Annotated in this window: 21 protein-coding genes; 8 read left to right on the top strand and 13 right to left on the bottom strand. The window is 59.8% G+C overall.

Annotated elements, in window-relative coordinates; translation table 11 throughout:
- Positions 1 to 5 precede the first annotated feature (5 nt).
- Together atpA and K3166_RS08450 are read right to left on the bottom strand one after the other, a co-directional pair.
- Positions 6 to 1,535 carry a F0F1 ATP synthase subunit alpha gene (atpA, locus tag K3166_RS08455; RefSeq protein WP_221421834.1) on the bottom strand — a complete coding sequence of 510 codons (1,530 nt, stop codon included), beginning with the start codon at positions 1,533 to 1,535 and terminating at the stop codon, positions 6 to 8.
- Positions 1,536 to 1,551: 16 nt separating this feature from the next.
- Complete coding sequence (locus K3166_RS08450) at positions 1,552 to 2,106, bottom strand: F0F1 ATP synthase subunit delta (RefSeq protein WP_221421833.1); 555 nt, start codon at positions 2,104 to 2,106, stop codon at positions 1,552 to 1,554.
- Between the two features lie 204 nt (positions 2,107 to 2,310).
- Here K3166_RS08450 and K3166_RS08445 point away from each other — a divergent pair, with 204 nt between their 5' ends.
- The gene (locus K3166_RS08445; RefSeq protein WP_221421832.1) at positions 2,311 to 3,138 is read left to right on the top strand and encodes a TauD/TfdA dioxygenase family protein; all 828 of its coding nucleotides are present in this window, start codon (positions 2,311 to 2,313) and stop codon (positions 3,136 to 3,138) included.
- 278 nt (positions 3,139 to 3,416) lie between these two features.
- Here K3166_RS08445 and K3166_RS08440 read toward each other — a convergent pair whose 3' ends face one another.
- A complete protein-coding gene (locus K3166_RS08440; RefSeq protein WP_221421831.1) occupies positions 3,417 to 4,985 on the bottom strand; it encodes a S1 family peptidase in 1,569 nt (522 codons plus the stop codon).
- Positions 4,986 to 5,090: 105 nt separating this feature from the next.
- Here K3166_RS08440 and ada point away from each other — a divergent pair, with 105 nt between their 5' ends.
- Positions 5,091 to 6,119, top strand: a complete 1,029-nt coding sequence (ada, locus tag K3166_RS08435; RefSeq protein ID WP_221421830.1) for a bifunctional DNA-binding transcriptional regulator/O6-methylguanine-DNA methyltransferase Ada — start codon at positions 5,091 to 5,093, stop codon at positions 6,117 to 6,119.
- Positions 6,120 to 6,137: 18 nt separating this feature from the next.
- Here the strand turns inward: ada and K3166_RS08430 are convergent, their stop codons facing one another.
- The 4 genes from K3166_RS08430 to K3166_RS08415 are packed head-to-tail and all read right to left on the bottom strand — an operon-like array spanning position 6,138 to position 10,695.
- Entirely contained in the window at positions 6,138 to 6,284 is a 147-nt protein-coding gene (locus tag K3166_RS08430; protein ID WP_221421829.1) for a hypothetical protein, read from the bottom strand.
- A 9-nt stretch (positions 6,285 to 6,293) separates the two neighbouring features.
- Positions 6,294 to 7,856, bottom strand: a complete 1,563-nt coding sequence (locus K3166_RS08425; RefSeq protein WP_221424029.1) for a cryptochrome/photolyase family protein — start codon at positions 7,854 to 7,856, stop codon at positions 6,294 to 6,296.
- A gap of 41 nt (positions 7,857 to 7,897) precedes the next feature.
- The gene (locus K3166_RS08420; RefSeq protein WP_221421828.1) at positions 7,898 to 8,518 is read right to left on the bottom strand and encodes an SOS response-associated peptidase; all 621 of its coding nucleotides are present in this window, start codon (positions 8,516 to 8,518) and stop codon (positions 7,898 to 7,900) included.
- Positions 8,519 to 8,529: 11 nt separating this feature from the next.
- On the bottom strand, positions 8,530 to 10,695 hold the full coding sequence (locus K3166_RS08415; protein WP_221424028.1) for a primosomal protein N': 2,166 nt from the start codon (positions 10,693 to 10,695) through the stop codon (positions 8,530 to 8,532).
- Between the two features lie 66 nt (positions 10,696 to 10,761).
- On the opposite strand from K3166_RS08415, the gene K3166_RS08410 reads away from it, so the two are divergent.
- Positions 10,762 to 11,457, top strand: a complete 696-nt coding sequence (locus K3166_RS08410; RefSeq protein WP_221421827.1) for a DUF4197 domain-containing protein — start codon at positions 10,762 to 10,764, stop codon at positions 11,455 to 11,457.
- Positions 11,458 to 11,539: 82 nt separating this feature from the next.
- Positions 11,540 to 11,887 carry an ArsR/SmtB family transcription factor gene (locus tag K3166_RS08405; RefSeq protein ID WP_221421826.1) on the top strand — a complete coding sequence of 116 codons (348 nt, stop codon included), beginning with the start codon at positions 11,540 to 11,542 and terminating at the stop codon, positions 11,885 to 11,887.
- Here K3166_RS08405 and K3166_RS08400 read toward each other — a convergent pair.
- Entirely contained in the window at positions 11,878 to 12,252 is a 375-nt protein-coding gene (locus tag K3166_RS08400; RefSeq protein ID WP_221421825.1) for a VOC family protein, read from the bottom strand. The two genes, K3166_RS08405 and K3166_RS08400, sit on opposite strands and share 10 nt — an antisense overlap.
- A 113-nt stretch (positions 12,253 to 12,365) precedes the next feature.
- Here K3166_RS08400 and soxR point away from each other — a divergent pair, with 113 nt between their 5' ends.
- Both soxR and K3166_RS08390 read left to right on the top strand, forming a co-directional pair.
- Positions 12,366 to 12,803: a redox-sensitive transcriptional activator SoxR gene (gene soxR / locus K3166_RS08395; RefSeq protein WP_221421824.1), complete on the top strand. Its 438-nt coding sequence runs from the start codon at positions 12,366 to 12,368 to the stop codon at positions 12,801 to 12,803.
- Between the two features lie 95 nt (positions 12,804 to 12,898).
- Complete coding sequence (locus tag K3166_RS08390; protein ID WP_221421823.1) at positions 12,899 to 13,975, top strand: hypothetical protein; 1,077 nt, start codon at positions 12,899 to 12,901, stop codon at positions 13,973 to 13,975.
- 139 nt (positions 13,976 to 14,114) lie between these two features.
- Here K3166_RS08390 and K3166_RS08385 read toward each other — a convergent pair whose 3' ends face one another.
- The 4 genes from K3166_RS08385 to K3166_RS08370 form a co-directional block, all read right to left on the bottom strand.
- Entirely contained in the window at positions 14,115 to 14,642 is a 528-nt protein-coding gene (locus K3166_RS08385; RefSeq protein ID WP_221421822.1) for a SixA phosphatase family protein, read from the bottom strand.
- Positions 14,639 to 17,383: an ATP-dependent DNA helicase gene (locus K3166_RS08380; RefSeq protein WP_221421821.1), complete on the bottom strand. Its 2,745-nt coding sequence runs from the start codon at positions 17,381 to 17,383 to the stop codon at positions 14,639 to 14,641. Before K3166_RS08380 ends, K3166_RS08385 begins: the two co-directional genes overlap by 4 nt.
- A gap of 118 nt (positions 17,384 to 17,501) precedes the next feature.
- Positions 17,502 to 18,266 carry an FkbM family methyltransferase gene (locus tag K3166_RS08375; RefSeq protein WP_221421820.1) on the bottom strand — a complete coding sequence of 255 codons (765 nt, stop codon included), beginning with the start codon at positions 18,264 to 18,266 and terminating at the stop codon, positions 17,502 to 17,504.
- 30 nt (positions 18,267 to 18,296) lie between these two features.
- Entirely contained in the window at positions 18,297 to 19,469 is a 1,173-nt protein-coding gene (locus K3166_RS08370; RefSeq protein ID WP_221421819.1) for a hypothetical protein, read from the bottom strand.
- A gap of 257 nt (positions 19,470 to 19,726) precedes the next feature.
- On the opposite strand from K3166_RS08370, the gene K3166_RS08365 reads away from it, so the two are divergent.
- Together K3166_RS08365 and K3166_RS08360 are read left to right on the top strand one after the other, a co-directional pair.
- On the top strand, positions 19,727 to 21,358 hold the full coding sequence (locus K3166_RS08365; protein ID WP_221421818.1) for a lysine--tRNA ligase: 1,632 nt from the start codon (positions 19,727 to 19,729) through the stop codon (positions 21,356 to 21,358).
- A gap of 112 nt (positions 21,359 to 21,470) precedes the next feature.
- Positions 21,471 to 22,568 carry a PAS domain-containing protein gene (locus K3166_RS08360; RefSeq protein ID WP_221421817.1) on the top strand — a complete coding sequence of 366 codons (1,098 nt, stop codon included), beginning with the start codon at positions 21,471 to 21,473 and terminating at the stop codon, positions 22,566 to 22,568.
- Between the two features lie 14 nt (positions 22,569 to 22,582).
- Here K3166_RS08360 and K3166_RS08355 read toward each other — a convergent pair whose 3' ends face one another.
- Positions 22,583 to 23,251, bottom strand: coding sequence for a prolyl hydroxylase family protein (locus tag K3166_RS08355; RefSeq protein WP_221421816.1), 669 nt, complete (start codon positions 23,249 to 23,251; stop codon positions 22,583 to 22,585).
- Positions 23,252 to 23,291 lie beyond the last annotated feature (40 nt).

Raw genomic sequence — 23,291 nt, 5'->3', positions numbered from 1 at the left:
ATGGCTCAGGCGAACTGCTTGGCGAAGGTCTTGAGCGCGTCGACGACCTTGCTCTTGGTGTCGTCTTCGAACTTGCCGGTCGAGCGGATTTCACCAAGTACATCAGCGTGTTCGCTGCGCATGAAGCTCAGCATCTGGGCTTCGTAGTCGGTGACCCGGTCGACTGGAACGGCATCGAGATAGCCGTTGGTACCGGCGAAAATCGATACAGTCTGTTCTTCGAAAGGCATGGGCGAGAACTGCGGCTGCTTGAGCAGCTCGGTCAGGCGTGCACCGCGGTTCAGCAGCTTCTGCGTTGCGGCATCGAGGTCCGATCCGAACTGCGCGAAGGCGGCCATCTCACGGTACTGTGCAAGGTCGAGCTTCATCGAGCCCGAGACCTTCTTCATCGCCTTGGTCTGGGCGGCACCGCCGACGCGGCTAACCGAAAGACCAACGTTAATCGCCGGGCGGATGCCCTGGAAGAACAGGTCGGTTTCGAGGAAGATCTGGCCGTCGGTGATCGAGATCACGTTGGTCGGGATGTACGCCGAAACGTCGCCGGCCTGCGTTTCGATGATCGGCAGAGCGGTCAGCGAGCCGCCGCCTTCCGACTTGTTCATCTTGGCCGCACGCTCGAGCAGGCGGCTGTGGAGATAAAACACGTCACCCGGATAGGCTTCGCGGCCCGGAGGACGACGCAGCAGGAGCGACATCTGGCGATAGGCCACAGCCTGCTTGGAAAGGTCGTCGTAAACGATGACGGCGTGCATGCCGTTGTCGCGGAAAAACTCGCCCATTGCGCAGCCGGTGTAGGGCGCAAGATACTGCAGCGGAGCAGGTTCCGAAGCGGTCGCGGCAACAACGATGGAATATTCCATCGCGCCGTTTTCTTCGAGCTGCTTGACGATCTGCGCGACGGTCGAGCGCTTCTGGCCGACGGCGACATAGACGCAGTAAAGCTTCTTGCCTTCGTCGTCGCCTGCATTGACGCCCTTCTGGTTGATGAAGGTGTCGATCGCGACAGCGGTTTTACCGGTCTGGCGGTCACCGATAATCAGTTCGCGCTGGCCGCGGCCAACAGGAACGAGAGCGTCGACGGCCTTGAGGCCGGTCTGGACTGGTTCGGAAACCGATTCGCGCGGGATGATGCCCGGCGCTTTTACTTCAACGCGCTTGCGTTCGGTGTTTGTGATTGGACCCTTGCCGTCGATCGGGTTGCCCAGAGCGTCTACGACGCGGCCGAGCAGACCCTTGCCGACGGGAACGTCCACGATCGTGCCGGTACGCTTGACCGTGTCACCTTCGCCGATGTCGGTGTCCGAACCGAAAATAACTGCACCGACGTTGTCGGCTTCCAGGTTCAGCGCCATGCCCTGAACACCGTTGGAGAATTCGATCATCTCACCGGCCTGAACATTGTCGAGGCCGTGAATGCGGGCAATGCCGTCACCAACCGACAGCACGGAGCCAACTTCGCTGACTTCGGCTTCTGTGCCGAAATTAGCGATCTGGTCCTTGATGACCTTGGAGATTTCTGCGGCGCGGATATCCATGATTATCGTCCTTTGATCAGGCTTTCATCGCCTGGGCGAGGGTATTGAGGCGGGTGCGGATCGAACCGTCAATGCGTTTCGAACCGATGGTAACGACAAGGCCGCCGAGGAGATCGGGGTCGACCTTGGAAGTAATCTTTACTGTGCGACCTTCGCGTGCGGTCAGCTTGGTCTTGAGCTGATCGATCTGCGTGTCGGTCAGCGCGTGTGCACTGGTGACTTCAGCGGTCACTTCGCCGCGCTGTGCAGCGGCGATTGCGCGGAAGGCGCGAATGATTGCCGGGAGCTGACCGAGGCGGCGATTCGAGGCAACGGTGCCAAGAAACTTCTGCGTCAGTTCGGAAAGGCCCATGATGGCGGAGACGCCCCACAGTGCTTTTTCAGCTTCACCGCGGCTCACGCGCGGATTGGTGGTGAGCATCTTGAGCTCTGCCGATTCGGCGAGCCCTGCTTCCAGCTTGTCGAGGTCCGATTCGACCGCAGTAACGGTCCCGGCCTCGCTGGCCAGATCGAAAAGGGCAGAGGCATAACGCCCTGACAGGCTAGCCTGAATACCGGCGGAAATATCCACGCGTCTCTCGTCCTCTAAGGATCGGAAAATAGGTCTATCGTTCCAAGCCGGCGATAGGCAAAAATAAGATGCCCCAGCAAGGTTGGCGCGCGCCTAGCAAAGGGTCCCAGCGAAGGCAAGCCGTACCCGCCAATGAAAGATTCGACTTTTGCCCGGCCACGGGTAAATTCTTAACATTCAGCAAGCGTCATCGGGAGAGATCGGATGGAGACGGAGAAGCTTTCGCTACACTGCGGGGTCGAAGTGAAATCGGTTTCTCTGGCGCAGGCAGAGGGCGAAACCCTCGATGCGATCCGAGACCTTATATATACGTACGGCGTTGCGGTCTTCCGTGATCAGCAATTCAGCCCCGACGACCATATCGCCTTTGCGAAGCGGTGGGGCGGGATCGACATAAACAATTATTTCCCGCTGACCGATGAGCATCCCGAAATTGCAGCGGTCCGCAAGCGCAAGGACCAGACCACCAACATCGGCGGCGGATGGCATACCGATCATTCCTATGACCAGATCCCGGCGATGGGTTCGATTCTTGTTGCTCGCGAACTTCCTCCATCAGGCGGAGATACCCTGTGGGCGCACATGGGCGCAGCCTACGATATGCTGCCCGAGGATATAAAGAAGAAGATCGATGGGCTGAGCGCTTTTCACACTGCCGACCATATATATGCCCCGGACGGGGTGTACGCCAAGACCGACCAGGGCGATGATCTCAGGGGTCAGGACCTAAAGACAGGTGCGACCCATCCGGTGGTGGTCCGCCACCCGCGTACTGGGCGGAAGCTCCTTTATGTAAATCCCGGCTTCACGATCAATTTTGTCGGCATGAGTAGAGAAGAAAGCATGCCGCTACTGCAGGATTTGTTCGCCCACGCTATGTCGCCGAACTTGCAATGCCGCGTCCAGTGGGCACCGGGTACGGTCGCGATCTGGGATAACCGGACGACCTGGCACTATGCGATGAACGATTATCAGGGTTTCGCGCGCGAGATGCACCGTATCACGCTGACTGGAGAGGCGCTGGCGGCTTAGCCGATCAGATAGTGCGCGACAGCCACGCTAGCGGACCCAGGGAAAGAACTAGCGTCACGACTGACCACATGATTGGCAGGAACGAATCAAATGAAAGCTCGCCTTCAGGGTTCTTGGCCAGCGTTCACCAGAAAAACATCAGGATCATCAGGACGAACACCGCGAACACGGGCTGTGCCCAATGCTATTTCACTTTGTACGATCGAAGCAGCTGGTGAAGATTGGTCAATTCGGCCGCGGCAGCCACACCCAAGACGATTGACGCAAGAACGAGCGCTCTAGTCGCGCGCCTCGCACTGGTAGACCAGCCGTTCGTTAGGCTGCTGCGGAAGCAGGCTGAAAACCTCGCCCTGCAAATCGCCGAGACTTGTGGCAGCACCTTCATCGCCGCATTTTGGAGCCGTATACTTGCTACGCGCGCTGCGGGCTTCGTTCATTGCGCCGCGCGGAAGCAGGTATCTTTCAGACCGGAAAATCTGGCGGTCGGGGTCGAAGCTGTTCACCGACACCGCGTCTTCTTCATTTGGCACGAACACCCGCGACCAATTGCCCGACGCATAGCCATACTGCGTGCGCTCGTTGACGCAGCCATCTGCTGTCCAGTCGAAGGCGATGTCTGGGGCTTCCGCGCTGGTGATGCGGCTGCGTTCAGGAACAAGCCTGCAGGTCAATGCGAGATCTTCGCTGCCCGCTGCGCCGACCGGTGCGCCTTCACCCGGATCTGCGCCCTCTGCCATCAATGCCGCGACTCGCCGGTCAACCTCGTCGAGACCTGGCCGGGTGACAAACGCAATGAGCGCCACCAAAATCAGAAAGCCCACTGCAGCAAAGGCGATGTTTGTCTTTCTAAGTTTAATGTCCGCGTCTTCGGCATCGGGGGCGATCCGTTCGCGCTGGCTCCAGGCCCACATGCCCAGGCCGAATGCAATCATGACCAGAATAAATGCGAGAGCCATCCGATCTTCGCGGTCTTCGGCAACGGAGAGTTGCGCCTGCAGCGTGGAGCGTTCGCGCCTGGCCCTGGTTTCCTCGGCTCTTTCCGCCAGACCTTGGCGAGCTTCGGCCTGCTCGCGCTCGATCCGCTCGCGCTCCGCTTCGTCCAGATCTGCAAGGCTGCGGCACGGCTGTTCGTTCAGGCGCGGGGTCACATCGTTCGCGCGCAGGAAAGGAACTAGCTCGCGGTTTGATACTGCAAAGAAGAATTCTGCGTCGCCGCCCTCGTTATCCGCTCCGAAGCTGTTCACCCCAACGACGCGGCCACACGGATCGAGCAGCGGACCGCCCGAATTCCCACGCGCGATCGGGGCAGTATGGAGAATGGTATCGAATTGCCTGCTTGGCCGTTCGCCCGAAACGAACCCACGGCTTTTCACTGGCGGCTGGCTGCGGAACAGGTCGGCGATGTCCAGGCCCTGAGCACGGTCGACGTTCATGGGATAACCGACGCTCGTCACTTCTCCCGCATCGGCGACGGGTTTCCCGGCAATCGAGAGCGGGGGCAAGCGCAGGTTCCCGGTCAACTCTATCAGTGCGAGGTCGTTTCGCGGGCTGGCGGCAATGATCCGGCCATAAACCGCTTCGCCGCCGCCCGAAGGAACGATGCCGATACGCAAATCCTTATCATGCATCGCATCGCGAACGACATGGGCGTTGGTGACAATGGAATTCGATGTGACGGCAAAGCCGGTGCCGTGGCTGACGGGATACAGCTCGTCGCCCTCGTTTCCGATTATTACAACCCGCACCACGCCTCTGGCAGCGGCATCGATGTCAGCCGGTTCAGCCTGCACGGCCATCGGCAGCAGCAGCGCCCAGCAGGCGGCGAATATTGCGAGAATGCGTCCCATCCGGTTGGACTTCTGGCGCTCATTTGCTTTGATCGCAAGGCGCGGGATGCGGCGTGTGCAAATCATCCGCATATTGTTTGCTCAATCGGCTATGGAGATTGAGCGATGATTGACGAAACCGAGGCATGGAACGCAGTAAAGCGGCGCGACCGGGCATTCGACGGGCAGTTCGTCACCGGAGTGCTGTCGACCGGCATTTACTGCCGCCCGTCATGCGCTGCGCGCCATCCAGCGCGTCAGAATGTGCGCTTCTTCGCAGACGGTGCGCAGGCGCGGGAGGCAGGATTGCGACCATGCAAGCGGTGCCTGCCTGATGATGTCGCCCGCGATGATGCAGCGGTCCTGTCTGCGATTGACGAAATCCGGCAGGCTGAAGATGCCCCCACGCTCGGCGCATTGGCCCAGATTGCGGGTTATTCCCCCGGTCACTTCCAGCGGGTGTTCAAGCGAGCCACCGGGCTATCACCTGCGGCCTATGCCCGCGCCCTGCGAGAAGAGCGGGCCCGCGATGCGCTGACCGCGGCGCAAAGCGTGACCGATGCGATATATGGTGCAGGTTACGGGTCGGCATCGCGGTTTTACGAAGGTACGAAGGGGCGATTGGGAATGACGGCAAGCGACTGGCGGGGCGGTGGCAAGGGTCGGACGATCCACTGGGCAGCGGTCGACACCACGCTCGGCAGGATGCTTGTGGCGGCAACCGAGATTGGTGTGTGCTGCCTTTCGTTCAACGAGGACGAATCCCACCTGCGTGCCCGCTTCCCCAATGCTGAACTGGTCGAAGGCGGCGCTGAATTTCGCACTCTGTTCGAGCAAGTAACAGCTGCTGTCGAACAACCCGTCAATGCAACCACAGCCGATATCCCGCTGGATGTGAAAGGTACCGCCTTCCAGCAGCGCGTGTGGGAAGAACTACGCCGTATTCCCAGCGGCGAAACGCGCAGCTACGGCGAACTTGCCGCCGCGCTGGGTAATCCCAAAGCAAGCCGCGCAGTGGGCGGGGCCAACGGGGCTAACAACATCGCCGTGCTGATCCCCTGCCACCGTGTAATTGCCGCCGACGGCGGGCTGGGCGGATATGCATACGGAACCCAGATCAAGGCAGAATTGCTCAAGCGCGAACAGGGTAACTGAGCGCCGCCATGCACAGCTTCAAGCGTATTTGGTCTTGAGGAATGTGCGCAAACTCTCGGCATTGAGGTTGTGAATCTCGATCCCAGGAAATGCATTCACTTCTAACGTCTGCACCGCGTCATCGCTGGTTAGGGCAAGGTCGACACCTGCGTATCCGAGGCCCATTTCGGGATATCAATCCATGCGCGCCCAGCCATCCGATGCGGGAACGAGCGTTTCCAGAAAAGCCTCCGCGCTTTGCAGATAGTCCTGCTGCTTTTCCTCACCCATGCGGTCCCAGGTCGAAAAGATCCGGCCGATGCGGCCATTCTTTTCCAGTCGATCTCGGTGGCGGTCCATGAAGTGCCAATATAGCGGGTTGAACGGGCATGCGCCTTCGCCAGTTTTCTTGGCTGGCGAGTATTTGCAGCCGGAACAGTAATTGCTCATCTTGTTGATGTAGTTTCCGCTGGCGGCATAGGGCTTTGACGCCAGCTTCCCGCCATCGGCATAAAGGATCATCGCGGCAACGTTGGGTAATTCCACCCATTCATATGCATCGGCATAGACCACGAGGTACCAGTCCTGCACGTCGCGCGGATTCAGCCCGGCGAGCAAGGCGAAATTGCCAAGCACCATCAGCCGCTGAATGTGGTGGGCATGGGCGTTCTCGCGCGTGGAGCGGATGCTGTCGGCAAGGCAGGCCATGTCGGTTTCGCCGGTCCAGTAGAACTCGGGCAGGCCGCGCTGTGCATTGAGCATATTGGCTTGCTGCAAATGCGGCATCTGGTTCCAGTAGAACCGCCGCACATATTCGCGCCAACCGATGATCTGGCGGATGAAACCCTCAACCGAATTGATTGGCGCCTTGCCATCCCGATACGCTTTCTCTGCGCGCTGGCACAGTTCCAGCGGGTCAAGCAGGCCGATGTTGATGCTGGTCGACAGCATGGAGTGGAACAGGTCATCTTCGCCTGCCACCATTGCATCCTGATAGGGACCAAAACACTCGATCCGTTCGGCGAAGAAGGCATCGGCAGCTTCCTCCGCTTCGTCACGCGTCACCGGCCAGCGAAATTTCTCAAGGCTGCCAAAATGATCGGAAAACCTTTCCTCGACGAGCTTGATGACTTCCTGCGTGACTGCGTCCGGTTCGAATTTCGGACGTTCAGGTGCGGACAGGCCTTCCTTGGGCGGTTTGCGATTTTCGCTGTCGTAGTTCCATTCACCGCCTTCCGGTTTGTCGCCGTCCATTAACAGTCCGGTCTTGCGGCGCATATCGCGGTAAAAATACTCCATCCGCAATTCCTTGCGGTCGTCAGCCCAGGTGTCGAATTCGGCTTGGGTCGAAATGAAGCGGTCATCGGGAAGGATCTGGACTTCGCAGGGAAACTTGTCGGCCCATTGGTCAAAATCTTCGCGCAGACGCCATTCGCCCGGCTCGACCACATGGATGGCGCGCGGACCGTATTCTTCGACGGCCCGCGCAACTTCGCCCGTGAAACTGCCTGCGTTGTTCTTTGCATCCAGCTTTACATAATCGACGGTCCAGCCAGCATCGCGCAACTCCTCCGCGAAATGCCGCATGGCGGAGAAGATCAGGACGATCTTCTGCTTGTGATGTTTGACGTAGGTTGCCTCGTCCCAGACCTCCATCATCAGGATGACCGTGTCGTCCTTGGTGCGTCCGCGAATGCTCGCCAGATCGCGGGTCAATTGATCACCCAAGATGGGTACGAGGACGGGAGCGTCGGACATCTTTGCCATGGGCCTTGAATGCGCGAGCGCGGGTAGTGTGCCTAAAGCAATGAAGATTGGGCGGATCGCCCAGCCCACGGCACGTCTGTCCGGTCGATTTCCAGATCGCCCGCGAAAGGACGACACAGATCAAACGCATCATCGGCAGAACCATCTAGCCAAGTGGTCCGGTCCTGCGGTGCAAGAATGACCGGCATACGGTTATGGATCGCCGACATCTGCGGTGATGCGTCGGTCATAACCATCGAATAGCAATCACCCCATTCCGCGCTGGGGCGCCAGATACCGGCCACGGTGAAAACGTCGCTACCCGGCATGCTGATCCAGGTGCGCGTCATCGCACCTTTCTTGCCTTGCGCTTCGGCGAACGTCTCAAGCGGGATCAGGCATCGCCGCTCGGTGAAGCTGCTTTTCCAGAACGGGCCCGAAAGCTTGTCAGTCCGCGCATTGTTGACCGGTTTCGGCTTGAGCGGCTGGCCTTTCGCCCCCTTGCGCTGGAGCGGGAAACCCCACGTCATCGTCTCGACCTTGCCCGATCTAAGGACGATGCCCGAATACCCCGGATAAATCTCGCCGCCCGCATTGCTGCCGGTTTCGGAGACAGCGTCGAACAGCTTCGCAATCTCGTCGGCGTTCTTGGTCAGGCGATAGAGGTTACACATAGGCGGTAATCCTACACGAAACTGTAGGGATCGACATCAACGCCGACGCGCACGCCGGGAGGATGGTCGATGCAGCCAAGCCAGCGGCGAATGACGTCCTGCAACTGGACAGACCGCCGGGCATTCATCAGCAGGCGATAGCGATACCGTCCGCGCAGCAAAGCCATCGGGGCAGGGGCCGGGCCGAGGATCATCAGGTCCGCCACATCGGGGCGAACATCGCCGATGCGGCGGGCAGCTTCGCGGGCTTCTTTCTCATCCTCGGAGGATATGATGATCGAGGCCCAGCGCCCGAAGGGCGGAGCACCGGCTTCCCGCCGCATCTCGGTTTCGGCATCGTAGAATGCGTCGCGGTCTCCGGCGGCAAGTGCGGCGATCACGCTGGCTTCGGGGTGGCGGGTCTGGATCAGGACTTCGCCGGGTTTCGACCCGCGACCTGCGCGTCCTGCAACCTGCGCAACCTGCTGGTAGGTCCGCTCGCCCGCACGCAGATCGCCTCCTTCAAGGCCAAGGTCGGCATCGACCACGCCAACCAATGTCAGCTCCGGGAAATGGAACCCCTTGGTTACAAGTTGGGTGCCGACAATTACGTCAATCGCGCCGCTTTCGACCTGCGCAATGAATTCTGCTGCGCGGCCCGGCGAGTTGAGCGTATCGGAAGTCGCTACGAACACGCGGGCTTCGGGAAGGCGCTGTGCCACTTCATCGGCAATGCGTTCCACCCCCGGGCCGCATGCCACGAGGCAATCGGGCTCGCCGCATTCCTTGCAAGCGGCGGGGCTGGGCGCTTCGTGCCCGCAGTGGTGGCAGGCGAGGCGGCCGGTAAACCGGTGCTCGACCAGCCAAGCGCTGCAATTGGGGCACTGGTATCGGAAGCCGCAATGCCGGCACAGCGTCAGCGGCGCATATCCGCGCCGGTTAAGGAACAGGAGCGATTGCTCGCCGCGTTCGAGGCGCTCAGCGATCCCGTCGACCAGCCGCTGGGCGAGCCACATTCCTTGCGGAGGCTTTTCCTGTGTCAGATCGACAATATCGATATCGGGTAATTGCGCGCCCCCGAACCGGCTCGGCAGGTCCAGCTTCGCATAGACCCCGCTCTCGGCCATCTGCAGGCTTTCCAGTGCAGGAGTGGCGCTGGCCAGCACCACGGGAATGCCCTCGAAATGCGCGCGCATGACCGCCACGTCCCGGGCATTGTAGCGCACACCGTCTTCCTGTTTGAAACTGGTTTCATGCGCTTCGTCGACAACGATGAAACCAAGCTCGCGAAAGGGCAGGAACAGCGCCGAACGTGCGCCCACGATAACCTGCGCACCCCCATTGGCGACATTGCGCCATGCCCGGCGCCGCTCGGTCGACTTAAGCGATGAATGCCACAGCACCGGCGTCACGCCGAAGCGTTCTTCAAAGCGGTGAAGGAAGTTTTCCGTCAGCGCGATTTCCGGGAGCAGCACCAGGACCTGGCGCCCCATGCGTAGCGCTTCGGCTACAGGCTCGAAATACGTCTCGGTCTTGCCTGATCCGGTAACGCCATCAAGCAGATAGGGCGCAAACTTCCTGGCGCGCACGGCATCCGACAAAATCTCCGCCGCTTCTTGCTGCTGTGGATTGAGATTAATATGCGCAAAATCAGGCCGTGCCGCATCATAGGGACGGTCGCAATCGACCTCCACCGGTTCGAGTGCGCCCTGGTTCACCAAACCTCGGAGCACGCCTTCTGAAACGCCTGCAATTCCGGCCAGTTCGCGGATAGTCGCTTGTTCACCATCGAGTGCTTCCATCGCTGCCAGCCGCTGCGGCGTCATGCGCTCGGGCATCCCGCCGGTAAGCCGGTACTCGGTCATTGTCGCAGGACCTTTGAGCGCACCGCCCGAAGACAGCGCCATACGGGCCACGCTGGCGAGCGAGGCGACATAGTAATCGGCCGTCCACTCGATCAGGCGGCGCAGCGCCGCAGGCAGCGGCGGGACCGGGAGAATGCCTCTGATGGCGCGCAGCTTCTCTGCAGGAACCTCGGTGCCGGGCAGCCGTTCGCTTTCCCAGACGATTCCGATAATCGTGCGCGGGCCAAGCGGGCATTCGACCACATGACCCGGACCGACCTCCATGCCCTCCGGCACCTTGTAGTCGAGCGGGCCGAGGGCGGCATTCAGGACGAGGCAGCGCACACGGTTCATCGGATGGCTCATATGGGCGGCCTATGCCCGATACGACAAGGGTGGGACCTTGGAGGAGTTAAAATAATGAACGATATTCTCGCCACGACCACTCATCGCCGCAAGTTTCTGGGCGGCCTGACATTAGGCGGTGCCGCGCTTGCCCTTCCGGCCTGTTCGACCCTGGGCGGGTTCAGCCTGGTGGATGCAGTGCAGCGTCTCCTATTCCTTTCGAGCGAGCGGGCGTTTGGCCGCATGCTCGACGATGGAGGTTTCTGGGACCAGCAAGTCGCACAGATAGGGCTCGAGAATCTGCTCGGTGCGCGCGGCGGCCTGCTTGGCAATATATTGACGTCCAGCCTGTTCAAGGATCGCCTGTTCGATGCTTTCGGCGATGTCGCCTACGAAGGCGCAGAGCGTGCGGCACCCGTTGTTACCGATGCCGTGCGCGTTATCGGTATCCGGAACGCTGTTGCCTTGGTGAATGGAGGTCCGACCGCCGCGACCGGTTTCCTGCGCGGCGAAATGGGCACCCGATTGATCGATGCGATGGTGCCAGAACTGGGCGATGCCATGCGGCTGGCTGAAGATCCGCTGGTCGGGCAGGCCCTGGCAGCGCTGACTGGTGTCGATATTCCGCAGGTCGCCAGCCGTGTTGCCAACAGCATCGACGATACGATCTGGCGCGAAATCGGGGTCGAAGAAGCAGGCATTCGCCGCAACCCGCGCTCGACCAATGATCCGCTGATCATCGGTGTCTTCGGCGGTGCCAACGCATTCTAGGAAAATCCGGCTGGGGACAAACAGGCCGCGTCGAGGCTCGTAAACTTGAGCGACTCGGCGCGGCCAGCCTAGCCTTGCGGGCATGACAGACACCTTCGTTGCCCTGTCTGACCCGACCCGCCGCCTCCTGCTCGACAGGCTGAGCGCGCAAGGAGGGCTGACGCTTTCTCAACTTAGCGATGATCTGCCGATGACCCGGCAGGCTGTCGCAAAGCACCTTGCGGTTCTGGAAAGTGCCGAGCTGGTGGCCAGCGAGCGGGACGGGCGCTGCAAACGACATTACATCAACCCGATGCCGCTCGCCAAAATGGCCAAACGCTGGCTCGTCCGGTTCGAGGATGTGCCGCTGGGCGCGATGTCGGGCTATCACGCTCCGCAAGCTTCGGGGCAGGGCGGAACAGCGGTTCCCGCGGCATCGGCTCATTCATAGCTGACCACCTCGAATTCAATCCCGTCCCAGTCGAAGAAATAGAACGTCCGCGGCCCCGGTTCGTACTTGCCGTGGCTGAACGGTTCGAGCCCGTGTTTCACCACCACTTCCTCTGCAACGTCCAAATCGTCCACCATGAACGCGATGTGGTTGAGCGGCTGGCCCTTCCGATAGTCGCCGGCCACGATGTCGCTGGAATAGAGCGAGACGTAATTGTCCTCTCCGCCGACATGGATGGTCCGGCCATTATTCATCGACGGCCCGCTCCACCTCTCGTGCCAGCCGAGCAATTCTTTCAATAGCGCTGCACTGCGGTCCGGGTCGGTGACGGATATGTTGGCGTGTTCAAGGCGTCCTGTGGGCATCGCGTGTCTCCTGTTTCTGTGGTGCCGAAGTCGTCCGGCGGATGCGATGCGCACATTGATGCAACCTCAAGTTAACTTGAGGTCAAGGTTCAAATTGCCTATGGCTGTGATCGATGAAAGCGAACGATCTCCTGCCCATCGGCGAATTGGCGCGCCGGACCGGCCTCAGCGTGTCTGCCATCCGGTTCTATGAAGAGCGGGGCCTGGTCGAAGCCCTGCGTACCGGCGGCAATCAGCGGCGGTTCCTGCGCGGCGACATCCGGCGGCTGAGTTTCATCCTCATCGCGCAGAAGCTGGGCCTGTCGCTGACCGAGATCGAGGATGCGCTATCGGGTTTGCCGCAGGGCCGTACCCCCAATGCTGGCGACTGGAAGCGGATCAGCGGCACGATTCGGACGCGCATCGACGCGCAGATTGCGGAATTGGAAAAGGTCCGCGAAGATCTGGACGGGTGCATCGGCTGCGGCTGCCTGAGCCTCAAGAAATGCGCGCTCTACAATGCGGGCGACAAATGGGGCGAAAGCGGTTCAGGCCCAAGGGTGCTGCGGTAATCGCGATGTGGAAGCAGACATTCTGCTAACGACCCGAAAGTAGACGTTGATTGTTGATCATCAGTGACTTAGTCGAGCCATGATCGGAGAGACAAATGATGGCTCGCCTTCTGATAGCTGTAGCGGTCTTGCTGCTGACTCCTTTCAAAGCACACGCTAATGTGATGGTGACAGTTTCCTACCGTGAGACAGCAGACCTGTTTTCCACGATGGACAACATGAGTGACTGGCTCCCCGGCAACACTATTCCGGCCTATCGAAAGGAATGGGAGGCACGTTTCGGATGGACCGAGGCGGATCAGCAATGGGTTGATAGCTATAAGGAATACCGCCGCCGGACGATTTTAAAGGGGCAAACGTCTCCCAATCCGAGATCATCCCCGGACGGCATCTTCGCGTCGCGCGATCAATTGACTGCAGCTTCTGACCCCCTCGCGGCGCACTTTCTTGAACACACAACAATTGAGGCAGCATTGGCCAGCTTTGAAGGGGCTGCAAGCGTAGGTGATGCCAAGATGTTAAGGGGCTTCTACCGGCACTTCAAACCAAAGTGGCGTTTGCTGCTCGCGGATAGTTCGGCGCTTCAGCAACGTGCTTCGAAACTTCACGCGAGGCTCAAGTCGTTAGCGGCGGCAGATTTCATCGCGTCCATAGCGAAATTCTATCGAAGCGATCTGGATGGCGAATTCACTGTGCTCTTCACACGCCGACCGCCCGGCGATGTGGCATCAGCCGAACCTATCGCTGGCTCATTTATTCTCCTTCAAAGTCCGCCGACCGAGACCGACCCATCCTACTGGGACACCATCGTATTCCACGAGCTGGTTCATTTCATCTCTTCGAGGCAGCCAATAGCTCAAAAGCAAGCACTTACCGCCCGATTCTTTGCTCGTTGCCCGGCACCGCCGAGGATCAATTGGGGCTGGTTTGTAGAGGAACCTTTGGCAGTCGCGTGGGGACAAGCTGCCTATTCATCCAAGGTTCTTCGATCGCCTCTTGACCCGAAGGAGAACTGGTATGCTGATCCCTGGGTCAACCTCGTGTCCCGTACATTAGCACCAACCATAATCGATCAGTATGATCGCGGGTCAGATATCGAAGACCTCGTAGATCAAGCGGCTGACCGTTGCATTGACCTGATGTCTGTCATCGGCTCTCAGCAAAAGAGATGAATTCTGCGGGGCGTGGTCGGCTAGAGCGACCCTCCAAAAGTGCACCAAACCGGCATTCGCCAATCCACCCAATTCATGACTGATTGGACGCCGCAGAGGAAGTGGTGGTGAAACACGGGCTCGAACCGTTCAGCACGGCTTAGTATTCCGGCCCAAGCTCGTCATCGAGATCGCGGGGTCGGGCGAAGTGGATGAGTCTACCGCAGCCTTCTTTCAGGTCCGACCATTCTTCGATGTCTAGTTCGAACACCGCATAGGCGGCGGTGGGGAATTTGACTTTCGCTTCATCGAAAAGCGCGTTTTCGTTTTTTGGGGAGACCAATTCGAAAACCATGTCGCCAAAGCCCGGATTATGGCCTGCAAGGAGCAACGTGTTGGCGTCGCCGCCATCCTCACGCACCACATCGCAAATGGATTCGGTTGAGGCGAGATAAAGGCGCCGGTCCCATTCGGGTTCAGGCCCGATCGCAGCCTCTTGTAGCGTCAATTTTACGCGTTCTGCGGGGCTGGCAACGATCTTGTCCCACTTGATCCCGTGGTTGCGAATGTGCTGCCCGATCAGCCGGGCGCCTTTCTGCCCGCGCGTATTCAAACCCCGGTCGAAATCGCGCTTGTCGCTTTGTCCCCAGTCAGACTTGGCGTGACGCAAGAGGCCGAGGATTTTCACGTGTCTTGTTTCTCCGCGTGGGTGTCTTTGTTCGTTCCAACACCGTTCCTGACGCGCTGTAAAGCCTCGTCGAGAGTTACGCGCAGGACTGGTGTGCCGTCAGGGAAGGCGGAGAGCAGGCGGCTGGGGAAAGCCGAGGACAGAACCACGAAATGGCCGGCATCGTCGCGGCTGCGAATGAGGCGGCCGAAAGCCTGCGCGAGACGGGCGCGAATGATCCGGTCGTCGAAGCGCTTTGCGCCGCCTTCCAGATCCGCTGCGGCAGCGCGGCGCGCCCGGTGCAAAATGGTCGGGCGGGGCCACGGCACGCTTTCCATTACAACGCAGCGCAGGGATTCTCCGGGGACGTCTACCCCGTCGCGCAGTGCATCCGTGCCCAGTAGGCTGGCGCGTGGATCATCGCGGAAGATATCTGTCAGAGTGCCCGTGTCGATCGGATCGACGTGCTGGGCGTATAACGGCAAACCAGCCCGCGCCAGCCGGTCGGCGATCCGGCCATACACGGCGCGCATGCGGCGGATGGCTGTAAACAAGCCAAGAACGCCGCCATCGCTGGATTCGATCAGCCGCGCGTAGGCGCCTGCCAGTGCCGGGATATCGCCGCGCTTGATATCGGTGACAATCAGCACTTCTGCCCGCGATGCGTAATCGAACGGGCTGTCTGCCTGTGCGGTCTTGGGGATGAGATCCAGGTGCGGCGCACCGCTTTTAGCGATGGCATGCGGCCAATCGGCGCCGCCTTCGTCTCGGTCGGTCAGCGTGGCGCTCGTAACCATGACACCGTGAGCGGGTTCCAGAACCGTTTGCGCGAACGGCTTCATCGGGTCGAGCCAGTGGCGGTAGATGCCGACATCGAATTCGCGGGCGTCATTGCGGTCTACGGCCAGCCAGTCGACGAATTCGGGGTCGGCGGGGCCACCCAGCCGCGACAGCAGTGCTTCCCATGCGGCGATCAGGTCAACACGCCAGGCGAGCGAGTGGCGCGCGCCTTCAATGCGGGCGCGGCCTTGCCCGTCCAGCCAATCGGGTGCGTCCTCCATGACAGCTTCGAGGCGCCCGGCCAGCTTGAGCAATGGCGAGCGGATGGCGGCAAGTGCCTGCGCCGCAGTGCCAGCGGCCTCCACCAATTCGCCGGGCAGCTGCGATGTTTCGGTTTCGATGCCGTAGCCGGCTTCCTGCCCGCTTTCATCGCGGGCGTAAGTTGCCGCACGTACTTGACCGAGCAAGGCCTCGATAGGTCCGAAAGGAGCACCTTCGGCAATCCGCCCCAGCCATCCATCCGAGGGAAGTGCCTGCGCGGCTTCGACCGCAGCTTCGACCGCTTCACCGCCGGCATCATCATAACTGGCGACATCGGCCAGACGGGCGGAAAGCCCCCGGCGGCGGCCACGCGAGTTGCGTTCCGGTCCCACGATCCAGCGGCGCAGTTCGATCGCTTCCTGACCGGTCAGCGCGGCTGAGAAGGTGGAATCTGCTGCGTCGAATACATGATGGCCCTCGTCAAAGACGATGCGCGTCGGGCGGCTTTGCGCATCGCGTCCGCGTGCCGCGTTGACCATGACCAGCGCGTGATTGGCGATCACCAGATCGGCCTGCGCCGCGTTGCGCGCGCTGCGTTCGATGAAGCATTTCCGGTAGTGCGGGCAGCCCGCATAGACGCATTCGCCGCGCTGATCTGTCAGGGCTGCAATGCCTCGCTTGCGAAACAGCGTGCCCAGCCAGCCGGGCAAATCGCCGCCGATCATATCGCCGTCTTGCGAATAGGCTGCCCATCGTGCGACCAATTGCGCGAGTATGGCGGGCCGTCCGGTGAACCCGCCTTGCAGCGCATCCTCCAGGTTCAGCAAACAGAGGTAATTCTCCCGCCCCTTGCGCACGACAACTGGCGGCGACCCGTCGGGCCGCGTTGCCGGCCAGGCGCGCGCGCTTTCGCGCCTCAGCTGCCGCTGCAGGTTCTTGGTGTACGTGCTCACCCAGACCGTCCCGCCTGAACGTTCCGCCCACAGGGAAGCCGGGGCGAGATAGCCCAGTGTCTTGCCAATCCCGGTGCCCGCTTGAGCCAGGAGGACATGCGGGCGCTTCTGCTTGTCCCGAGGGCCGAAGACATGACCGGCCCCGCGCGAAAACAGGCGCTGGCCTTCGCGTTTTTCCGCGCCTTCGCCGGTCAACCGCGCAAGCTGAGCTTCGATTTCCGGCTCTTCAATCAGAACCTGCGCAGGCTGGGGCCTGTCGGGCGTTTCTTCCCATTCCGGCAGCTTGGTGAAGAGCCATTTCTCGGCCTTTTCCGGTTTGGGCACATGCGGCGCCAGGACGCCGGCCCAAGGCCAGCGCAGCCGTGCAAGCGATTGCAGGGTGGACCAGGCTCCTTCGCGCTGGGACCAGCCGTCGCTCTCACAAGTCTCGACCAGGGCCCCGGCAGCCTGCTGCAACAGGAGCGGCACATCTGCATCGTCCGCCGGTTCTTCCAGGTCCAGCGCATGAGCCAGTCCTTTTGGGGTCGGTACGCAGAACCGGGCCGGGTGGATGAAAGCGAACAGTTCAAGCAGGTCGAGCCCTGACAGGTCGGGATAACCCAGCCTGCTCGCCACCAGCGGAGCGTTCATCATCAGCAGCGGAGTATCCGCCGCAGCCATGACCGCTTCACCCTTGGAACATCCCCGGGTAGCGCCATTGCCATCACGCAGCCAAGTGCCCGCATGGCTGGCGTGCAGGGCGGGGAGAGGTAGCGGCTGGCTCACCATGCGGCGTTAGAACACAAACGGAACGCGGGGCAAGCGCTGGAAGTTCGTTTTCCTTGCGTATTCACGCGCAGGCCGCGGACTGAGCGGAGACAGTATCGGAATAGCAAACCGCTGTATTTCAGCGGGCGGCCATAATGTCGAAGTGGCGTCCGAATCCAACCTTGGTAAAGTCGGTAAAACCCGCTTCTTTCAGCATCGATGCGATCACCGCTTCTTCCGACCAGCGATTGTCGATTTCGTAGAAAATTGCCTTGATGCGCGGCCCTGCATCGCAGTCCAGCAGTTGACGGATGACCACCGCTTCTAGGCCTTCCACGTCGACCTTGACGAACAGGGGGATATCCCCGGGCAGGAGGTCGCCAAGCTCGGCGGCGGAAACGGTCCTGATGGTTTCGAGCCTGCTCGCATCGGCATGTTGGTTTTGCTGGTCCGACAATGATGCCATACCGCTATGGCCGACGGGAACCTTGATTTGCGCCTCGCCGGCCTTGGCTGAAACACCGAGGCGGTGGGTGTGCACCTTGGCACTCTGTTCGTTCAGGGCAACGTTTGCCTCGAGCAGTGCATGGGTAGTCGACACCGGCTCAAAGGCCGCCACTTCATGGCAAGCAGGGTTCTTGGCCGCGATCAGGCTGTATAGTCCCTGGTTGGCACCGACATCCACGAACGCGAATGGCTCGCGGAGCGAGGACAGTTCGTTGGCGAGGAATTTGCCGTAGATGCCTGCATGACAATAGACGAATGTCCGGTCGTGCCAGCATTGGATCATCTCGACGCCGTAAGCCGTTCGCCCGGCCTGGCGTGATGTGCCGTCCCCACGCGACAAGGAAGATCGCAGCGCCGCATAGGGTTTCCAGAATGCCTTGCGAGCCGTCTTCGCCAATCCGTATTGCAAGAAGCTGGTCAGCATCGTCTATCTCGCCCTATTCTCGCCAAGCCAGCTCACGATTGCGTCCGCCGCACGTACGGACGAGCGCTGACTGCGTAAATCAAATGTCTCGGCAAACAACTTCTCCTGCACTTCGCGGAATGCATCAGGAGATGACAGGGAATTTCCCAGCGCAATTTTCATCTCATCAAGATTGGCGGCTACTCGCCCGGTTTGCCAATGCGTGAAATCGGGATTGTCTTGCCAGTGATGTTCGTTTGGATTGAGGAACACACAAGGTCGCGGCTCTGCCAGGAATTCATACACCTGACTGCTTGCATCTCCCAGATAGATATCTGCCGCCCGGACATAAGTCATGTCGACCGACTTTTCGCTGCCTTTGTCGATATGAATATGCGGCAGTTCCGCAATTCGGCTCGGTATTTCAGGGACTTTGGCAATTGAGAATGGCGACAGCGCGACCGTGAGCTGCCGCGCAAACAACATCACGTGCGGAGCAAAGATCAGGTTGAAACGGTCTTGCTGCGCAAACCACTCAAGGACCTGTGGGCCCATTCGATACCAGCTCGACAGGGCCGGGGAAGGGTGCGGGTTATACAGCACCTTTGGCCGATCGTTCTGAAAGACAGGCTCGTGGGGTTGATCGAGCAGTGCATCGAATTTTGGATATCCCACGATGGCGTGGCCGCCCGGCTTGAGTAATCCGGCATCGTCCAGCCGTTGACGAATTTTCTCGCCCGACAAGAGCACCAGATCGAAACGCCCGCTGGCCTTGTCGAAACCGATTGCTCGGTCGCCCGCTCCGTGCCGGGTGTGGATCAACGCCAACCGATCGAGGCCGAAACGCGTTTTCAGCAAGGTCGATGTCTTTTCCGGCACGACCAATGCATCAAGCTCTTCGAACCGGGCGGCATTCTGCGCCAGGATCGAGATACGTTCGGCGGGGAGCGCATCGCCGCTTGCCTTGGTCAGGAATTCCGCAGTTCGTGTGGCAGGGGCCAGTTTTTCAATACGCTGGTCGTCTTTTGAATGACCGGCAATTGACCACAAGCGCCTGACTTCGTCCTCTGACGCTCCGCCGCAAACGAAGAGGGTCAATTCCACTTGCGGGTGAAACTCGGCAATCGCCGCAGCGATCGGCAGGCTGTGGGCAACCTGATGAGCTACGGAGTGATTAAAGAGAAAACCGACTTTCAACCTATGACCTTCTGGACGATTGTATCTGCGCGTTATGGCAAGTTGGTTGCGACCTCTCGCGGATGTTGTGACGAATGCCAAGGCTCGGAATGGATGGTGCCCTAAACCCAGAACGGCTTTGCGCAATAGCAATCCTGGGATCTTTTGCAGAGGGCCCGGACGATTGCGCGATAATTTATCGAAAGCATCCTGTTTGCTGCCCTGCTTGTTTCACTTCGCACTTGCGAAAGCGCAGGCTTGCGGCAAGAGGGATAGCCATGAGCATGACCGAACTGATCGAAGCCGCACGCGTGTCCAAGGCCTGGCCATTTCAGGAGGCACAGCGCCTGCTCAAACGTTATCCTGACGGCGTCAAACCCGATGGCTCTCCGATCCTCTTCGAAACCGGCTATGGTCCCAGCGGTCTTCCGCATATCGGCACTTTCCAGGAAGTGCTGCGCACGACGCTGGTGCGCCGCGCGTTCGAGGCGATGATCGGGGCCAAGCCGGAAGACGGCAAGACCCGGCTCGTGGCCTTTAGCGATGACATGGACGGGTTTCGCAAAGTGCCCGACAACCTGCCCAATCGGGAACTGCTCGCTGCAAACCTGGGCAAGCCGCTCAGCCGGATACCCGATCCCTTCGAGAAGGGGCACGAGAGCTTTGCCGCGCACAACAATGCGATGCTGCGCGCTTTCCTCGACCGTTTCGGGTTCGAATATGAATTCATCGCCTCAAGCGACATGTACAATTCCGGACGATTCGACGAAGCCCTGAAGGGCGTGCTGGCGCACAATCAGGACATCCTGGACATCATGTTGCCCACTTTGCGGGCAGAACGGGCGGCAACCTACTCGCCGATCATGCCGATCTCGCCAAGCACTGGCGTGGTGTTGCAGGTGCCGGTCGAAGTGGTCGATCCACAGGCAGGCGTGATCCGCTTCACCGACGAAGACGGCGGCGTGGTCGAGCAGTCCGCACTTGGCGGAATGTCAAAGCTCCAGTGGAAGGTCGATTTCGCCATGCGCTGGGTGGCGCTGGGCGTCGATTACGAAATGTATGGCAAGGACCTGACCGACACTGGTGTCCAGTCCGGCAAGATTGCCCAAGTGCTCGGCGGCCGCAAGCCTGACGGGCTGATTTACGAGCTGTTCCTGGACGAGAACGGCGAGAAAATCTCCAAGTCAAAGGGCAATGGCCTGACCATCGAGCAATGGCTTGAATACGGCAGCGAAGAGAGCCTCGGCTTTTACATCTTCCCCAACCCGAAAAGCGCCAAGCAGCTTCACGTGGGCGTGATCCCGCGAGCAGTCGACGATTACTGGCAATTCCGCGAACGGCTGGCCGAACAGCCCCTCGACAAGCAGCTCGGCAATCCTGCTTGGCACCTGCTGCGGGCCAATGGCGGGTTCGAAGGATCAGAAGCGCCTGGCGCTGGCGACAGCCTGCCGGTGACATACGGCTTGCTGCTCAACCTTGCCAGCGTGCTGGGTGCAGAAGCAACAGTGCCTAACCTGCGTGAATATCTGGAAAGCTATATCGGCGCGGGCAAGGTGACGCCGGAGCTGGAAGTTCTGATTGTAAACGCGGTCAATTACACGCGAGATTACATCGCGCCGACGCTCAACAAGCGGGCACCTACGCCGAACGAGGCGGAGGCTTTGCAGGCGCTCGACGCTTTCCTGCAGGATGCGCCCTCCGATACAAGTGCCGAAGACTTACAAACCAGGGTTTACGAGATCGGCAAGGACGAAAAATACGGCTTCGATAACCTGCGCGACTGGTTCAAGGCGCTTTACCAGACGCTTCTGGGCAGCGATCAGGGGCCGCGCATGGGCAGCTTTATCGCTCTTTATGGTATTGCGAACACGCGCAAACTTATCAGCGAAGCCATTAAACAGGCTGGTTAAATACCACCTCTTCCATAAGTGCTCGGCGAACAAGTTGGGTGATGACAACAATAATGCTAAGGTAAGTATAGGCTGAGTTCGGCCGCATTGTTTTGCATCTGGTGGTTTTGCTATGCATAGAAATGCGAATTCTGGGTCTGGTCGCCGCCCTCCTTCTTACTCGGATGATGCATCGCGTGATGCGAACTGCCTGGAATCGATCGCAAAACTACGCATCGGGTCCGACCAACTATTCCTGCAAACGACCGAACGCACGCACATGGCGTTGTGCATTTCAGATCCGCACCAGCCAAATTGCCCGATCGTTCATGCCAATGGCGCGTTCAGTGAATTGACGGGCTACGGGCTCGACGAAATCGTCGGTCAGAACTGCAGGTTTCTTCAAGGCCCGAAAACCGACCCGCGCTCGGTCGAAAAGTTGCGCAGTGCCATTCAGAACGAAGACTACGCGGTCGTCGACCTGATCAACTATCGCAAGGACGGGACGGAATTCTGGAATGCCGTCCACATCGGGCCGGTGTATGACGAAGACGGAAAGCTTGCCTATTTTTTCGGTTCTCAGTGGGACATCAGCGAGCTTCTGGCAGGCCGCGAAACCATCGCCGAGAGCCAACGCGTCGTTGACGAACTTCGCCACCGGACTGACAATCTGTTTGCCGTCCTCACAGCAATTGTGCGCCTGTCCGCGCGCAGCGCCACCGACGTTGGCGAGTTTTCCGAGAAGATCCAGCGGCGGATCGAAGCGCTTGCCAATGCACACCGGATCAGCCTTGCCGAAGAGGGATTGGGCAACGACAGGACTACGCTTCGCAATCTCGTCGCGGCAGTCATGCAGCCGTACAAAAACGCCTATGTGGACAGGATTGAGCTGATCGGCGGAGAGATTGATCTACCCCGCAAGCATCTTACCCCGATCGGGCTGACCCTTCATGAATTGGCCACCAATGCGTTGAAATATGGCGCGTTGTCGCAAAACGATGGGAAGGTCCACATCGACTGGGAAATCAGCGATGACACTATCGAACTTCACTGGATCGAAACGTGCGGAAGCGAATTCAGCGAACCGGTGCAGCAGACCGGCAACGCAGGCAAAGGTACAGGCTCGCGGCTGATCGAAGGCGTTATCAGAGGCATCGCCGGCACTGTCGAAACCAGCGCAAAGCCGGCGGGCTATCGCGCCACCATCACGATACCGAACCTGGCGCCGTAGCAGCCGTCGCCGGCTCAGTTGTGTCGCCGAGTTCGATACCACTTTGTCAGGACGTATTTGGCGCCCTTGATCACCGGCGTGCCTGCATGCATCGTGTCTTCGTTCGGCACGCCTTCCGGCGTCGCATTATTCCACACCAGCAGAACCCCGGGCTTGGGCTCGATAGATGCGCCGACTTCTGTGAAATGCGTGTGACCGCCTTCTTCAACGTTGTTTAGAAACGCCATCGCCGTCCAGCATCTTTGTCCGCCGCGCTTGCGTTCCAGCTTCCAGTATTCCTGATCTGTATAGAACCAGTCGTTGTGCGGTTTGAACTCCTGGCCGGGCAGATACCGCTGCCCCTGGATCGATTCTCCGCAGTTGGAATTCATGCCCAGCAAATCGTCGATGCGGCGCGAGATACCTTTTACGAACGGATCATTGGGATTGAAGTTGCCCGAATAGGATGTGCGGAATTTCTCGATATACGCGGTTTCGTGAAGCTCGCTCGGCCGCGCGACCACATCGATCATCGTGACGAAGCGGCGGCATTCCTCGGGCGAGAGGAAATTCGGCACGGCGAAGATTTCCGCCTTGTTGGTCGGCACCTTGTAGATCTCGGCATCGGCTTCCAGGCGTGATCGCACCTGCTTGCCAATGCGCTTGAGTGCATCCTGGTCGGGTATAACGGCAGTTTTGGTCATCGTCCTTTTGTTAGCAAGACACGCGCCGCCTGCAAGACGG

The sequence above is a fragment of the Qipengyuania psychrotolerans genome, from assembly GCF_019711355.1.
Taxonomy (GTDB): Bacteria; Pseudomonadota; Alphaproteobacteria; order Sphingomonadales; family Sphingomonadaceae; genus Qipengyuania; species Qipengyuania psychrotolerans.
The sequence above is the reverse complement of the archived record's forward strand: the minus strand, read 5'-3'. Positions and strand labels throughout refer to the sequence as shown.

Coding starts and splice junctions, on each gene's coding strand:
- K3166_RS08420 (WP_221421828.1), bottom strand. CDS start 8,518: ATGTGTAACCTCTATCGCCTGACCAAGAACGCCGACGAGATTGCGAAG.
- K3166_RS08425 (WP_221424029.1), bottom strand. CDS start 7,856: ATGTCCGACGCTCCCGTCCTCGTACCCATCTTGGGTGATCAATTGACC.
- K3166_RS08400 (WP_221421825.1), bottom strand. CDS start 12,252: ATGCCCACAGGACGCCTTGAACACGCCAACATATCCGTCACCGACCCG.
- K3166_RS08390 (WP_221421823.1), top strand. CDS start 12,899: ATGATGGCTCGCCTTCTGATAGCTGTAGCGGTCTTGCTGCTGACTCCT.
- K3166_RS08365 (WP_221421818.1), top strand. CDS start 19,727: ATGAGCATGACCGAACTGATCGAAGCCGCACGCGTGTCCAAGGCCTGG.
- K3166_RS08430 (WP_221421829.1), bottom strand. CDS start 6,284: ATGGGCCTCGGATACGCAGGTGTCGACCTTGCCCTAACCAGCGATGAC.
- soxR (WP_221421824.1), top strand. CDS start 12,366: ATGAAAGCGAACGATCTCCTGCCCATCGGCGAATTGGCGCGCCGGACC.
- K3166_RS08355 (WP_221421816.1), bottom strand. CDS start 23,251: ATGACCAAAACTGCCGTTATACCCGACCAGGATGCACTCAAGCGCATT.
- K3166_RS08405 (WP_221421826.1), top strand. CDS start 11,540: ATGACAGACACCTTCGTTGCCCTGTCTGACCCGACCCGCCGCCTCCTG.
- K3166_RS08410 (WP_221421827.1), top strand. CDS start 10,762: ATGAACGATATTCTCGCCACGACCACTCATCGCCGCAAGTTTCTGGGC.
- atpA (WP_221421834.1), bottom strand. CDS start 1,535: ATGGATATCCGCGCCGCAGAAATCTCCAAGGTCATCAAGGACCAGATC.
- K3166_RS08440 (WP_221421831.1), bottom strand. CDS start 4,985: ATGGGACGCATTCTCGCAATATTCGCCGCCTGCTGGGCGCTGCTGCTG.
- K3166_RS08360 (WP_221421817.1), top strand. CDS start 21,471: ATGCATAGAAATGCGAATTCTGGGTCTGGTCGCCGCCCTCCTTCTTAC.
- K3166_RS08380 (WP_221421821.1), bottom strand. CDS start 17,383: ATGGTGAGCCAGCCGCTACCTCTCCCCGCCCTGCACGCCAGCCATGCG.
- K3166_RS08445 (WP_221421832.1), top strand. CDS start 2,311: ATGGAGACGGAGAAGCTTTCGCTACACTGCGGGGTCGAAGTGAAATCG.
- K3166_RS08415 (WP_221424028.1), bottom strand. CDS start 10,695: ATGAACCGTGTGCGCTGCCTCGTCCTGAATGCCGCCCTCGGCCCGCTC.
- ada (WP_221421830.1), top strand. CDS start 5,091: ATGATTGACGAAACCGAGGCATGGAACGCAGTAAAGCGGCGCGACCGG.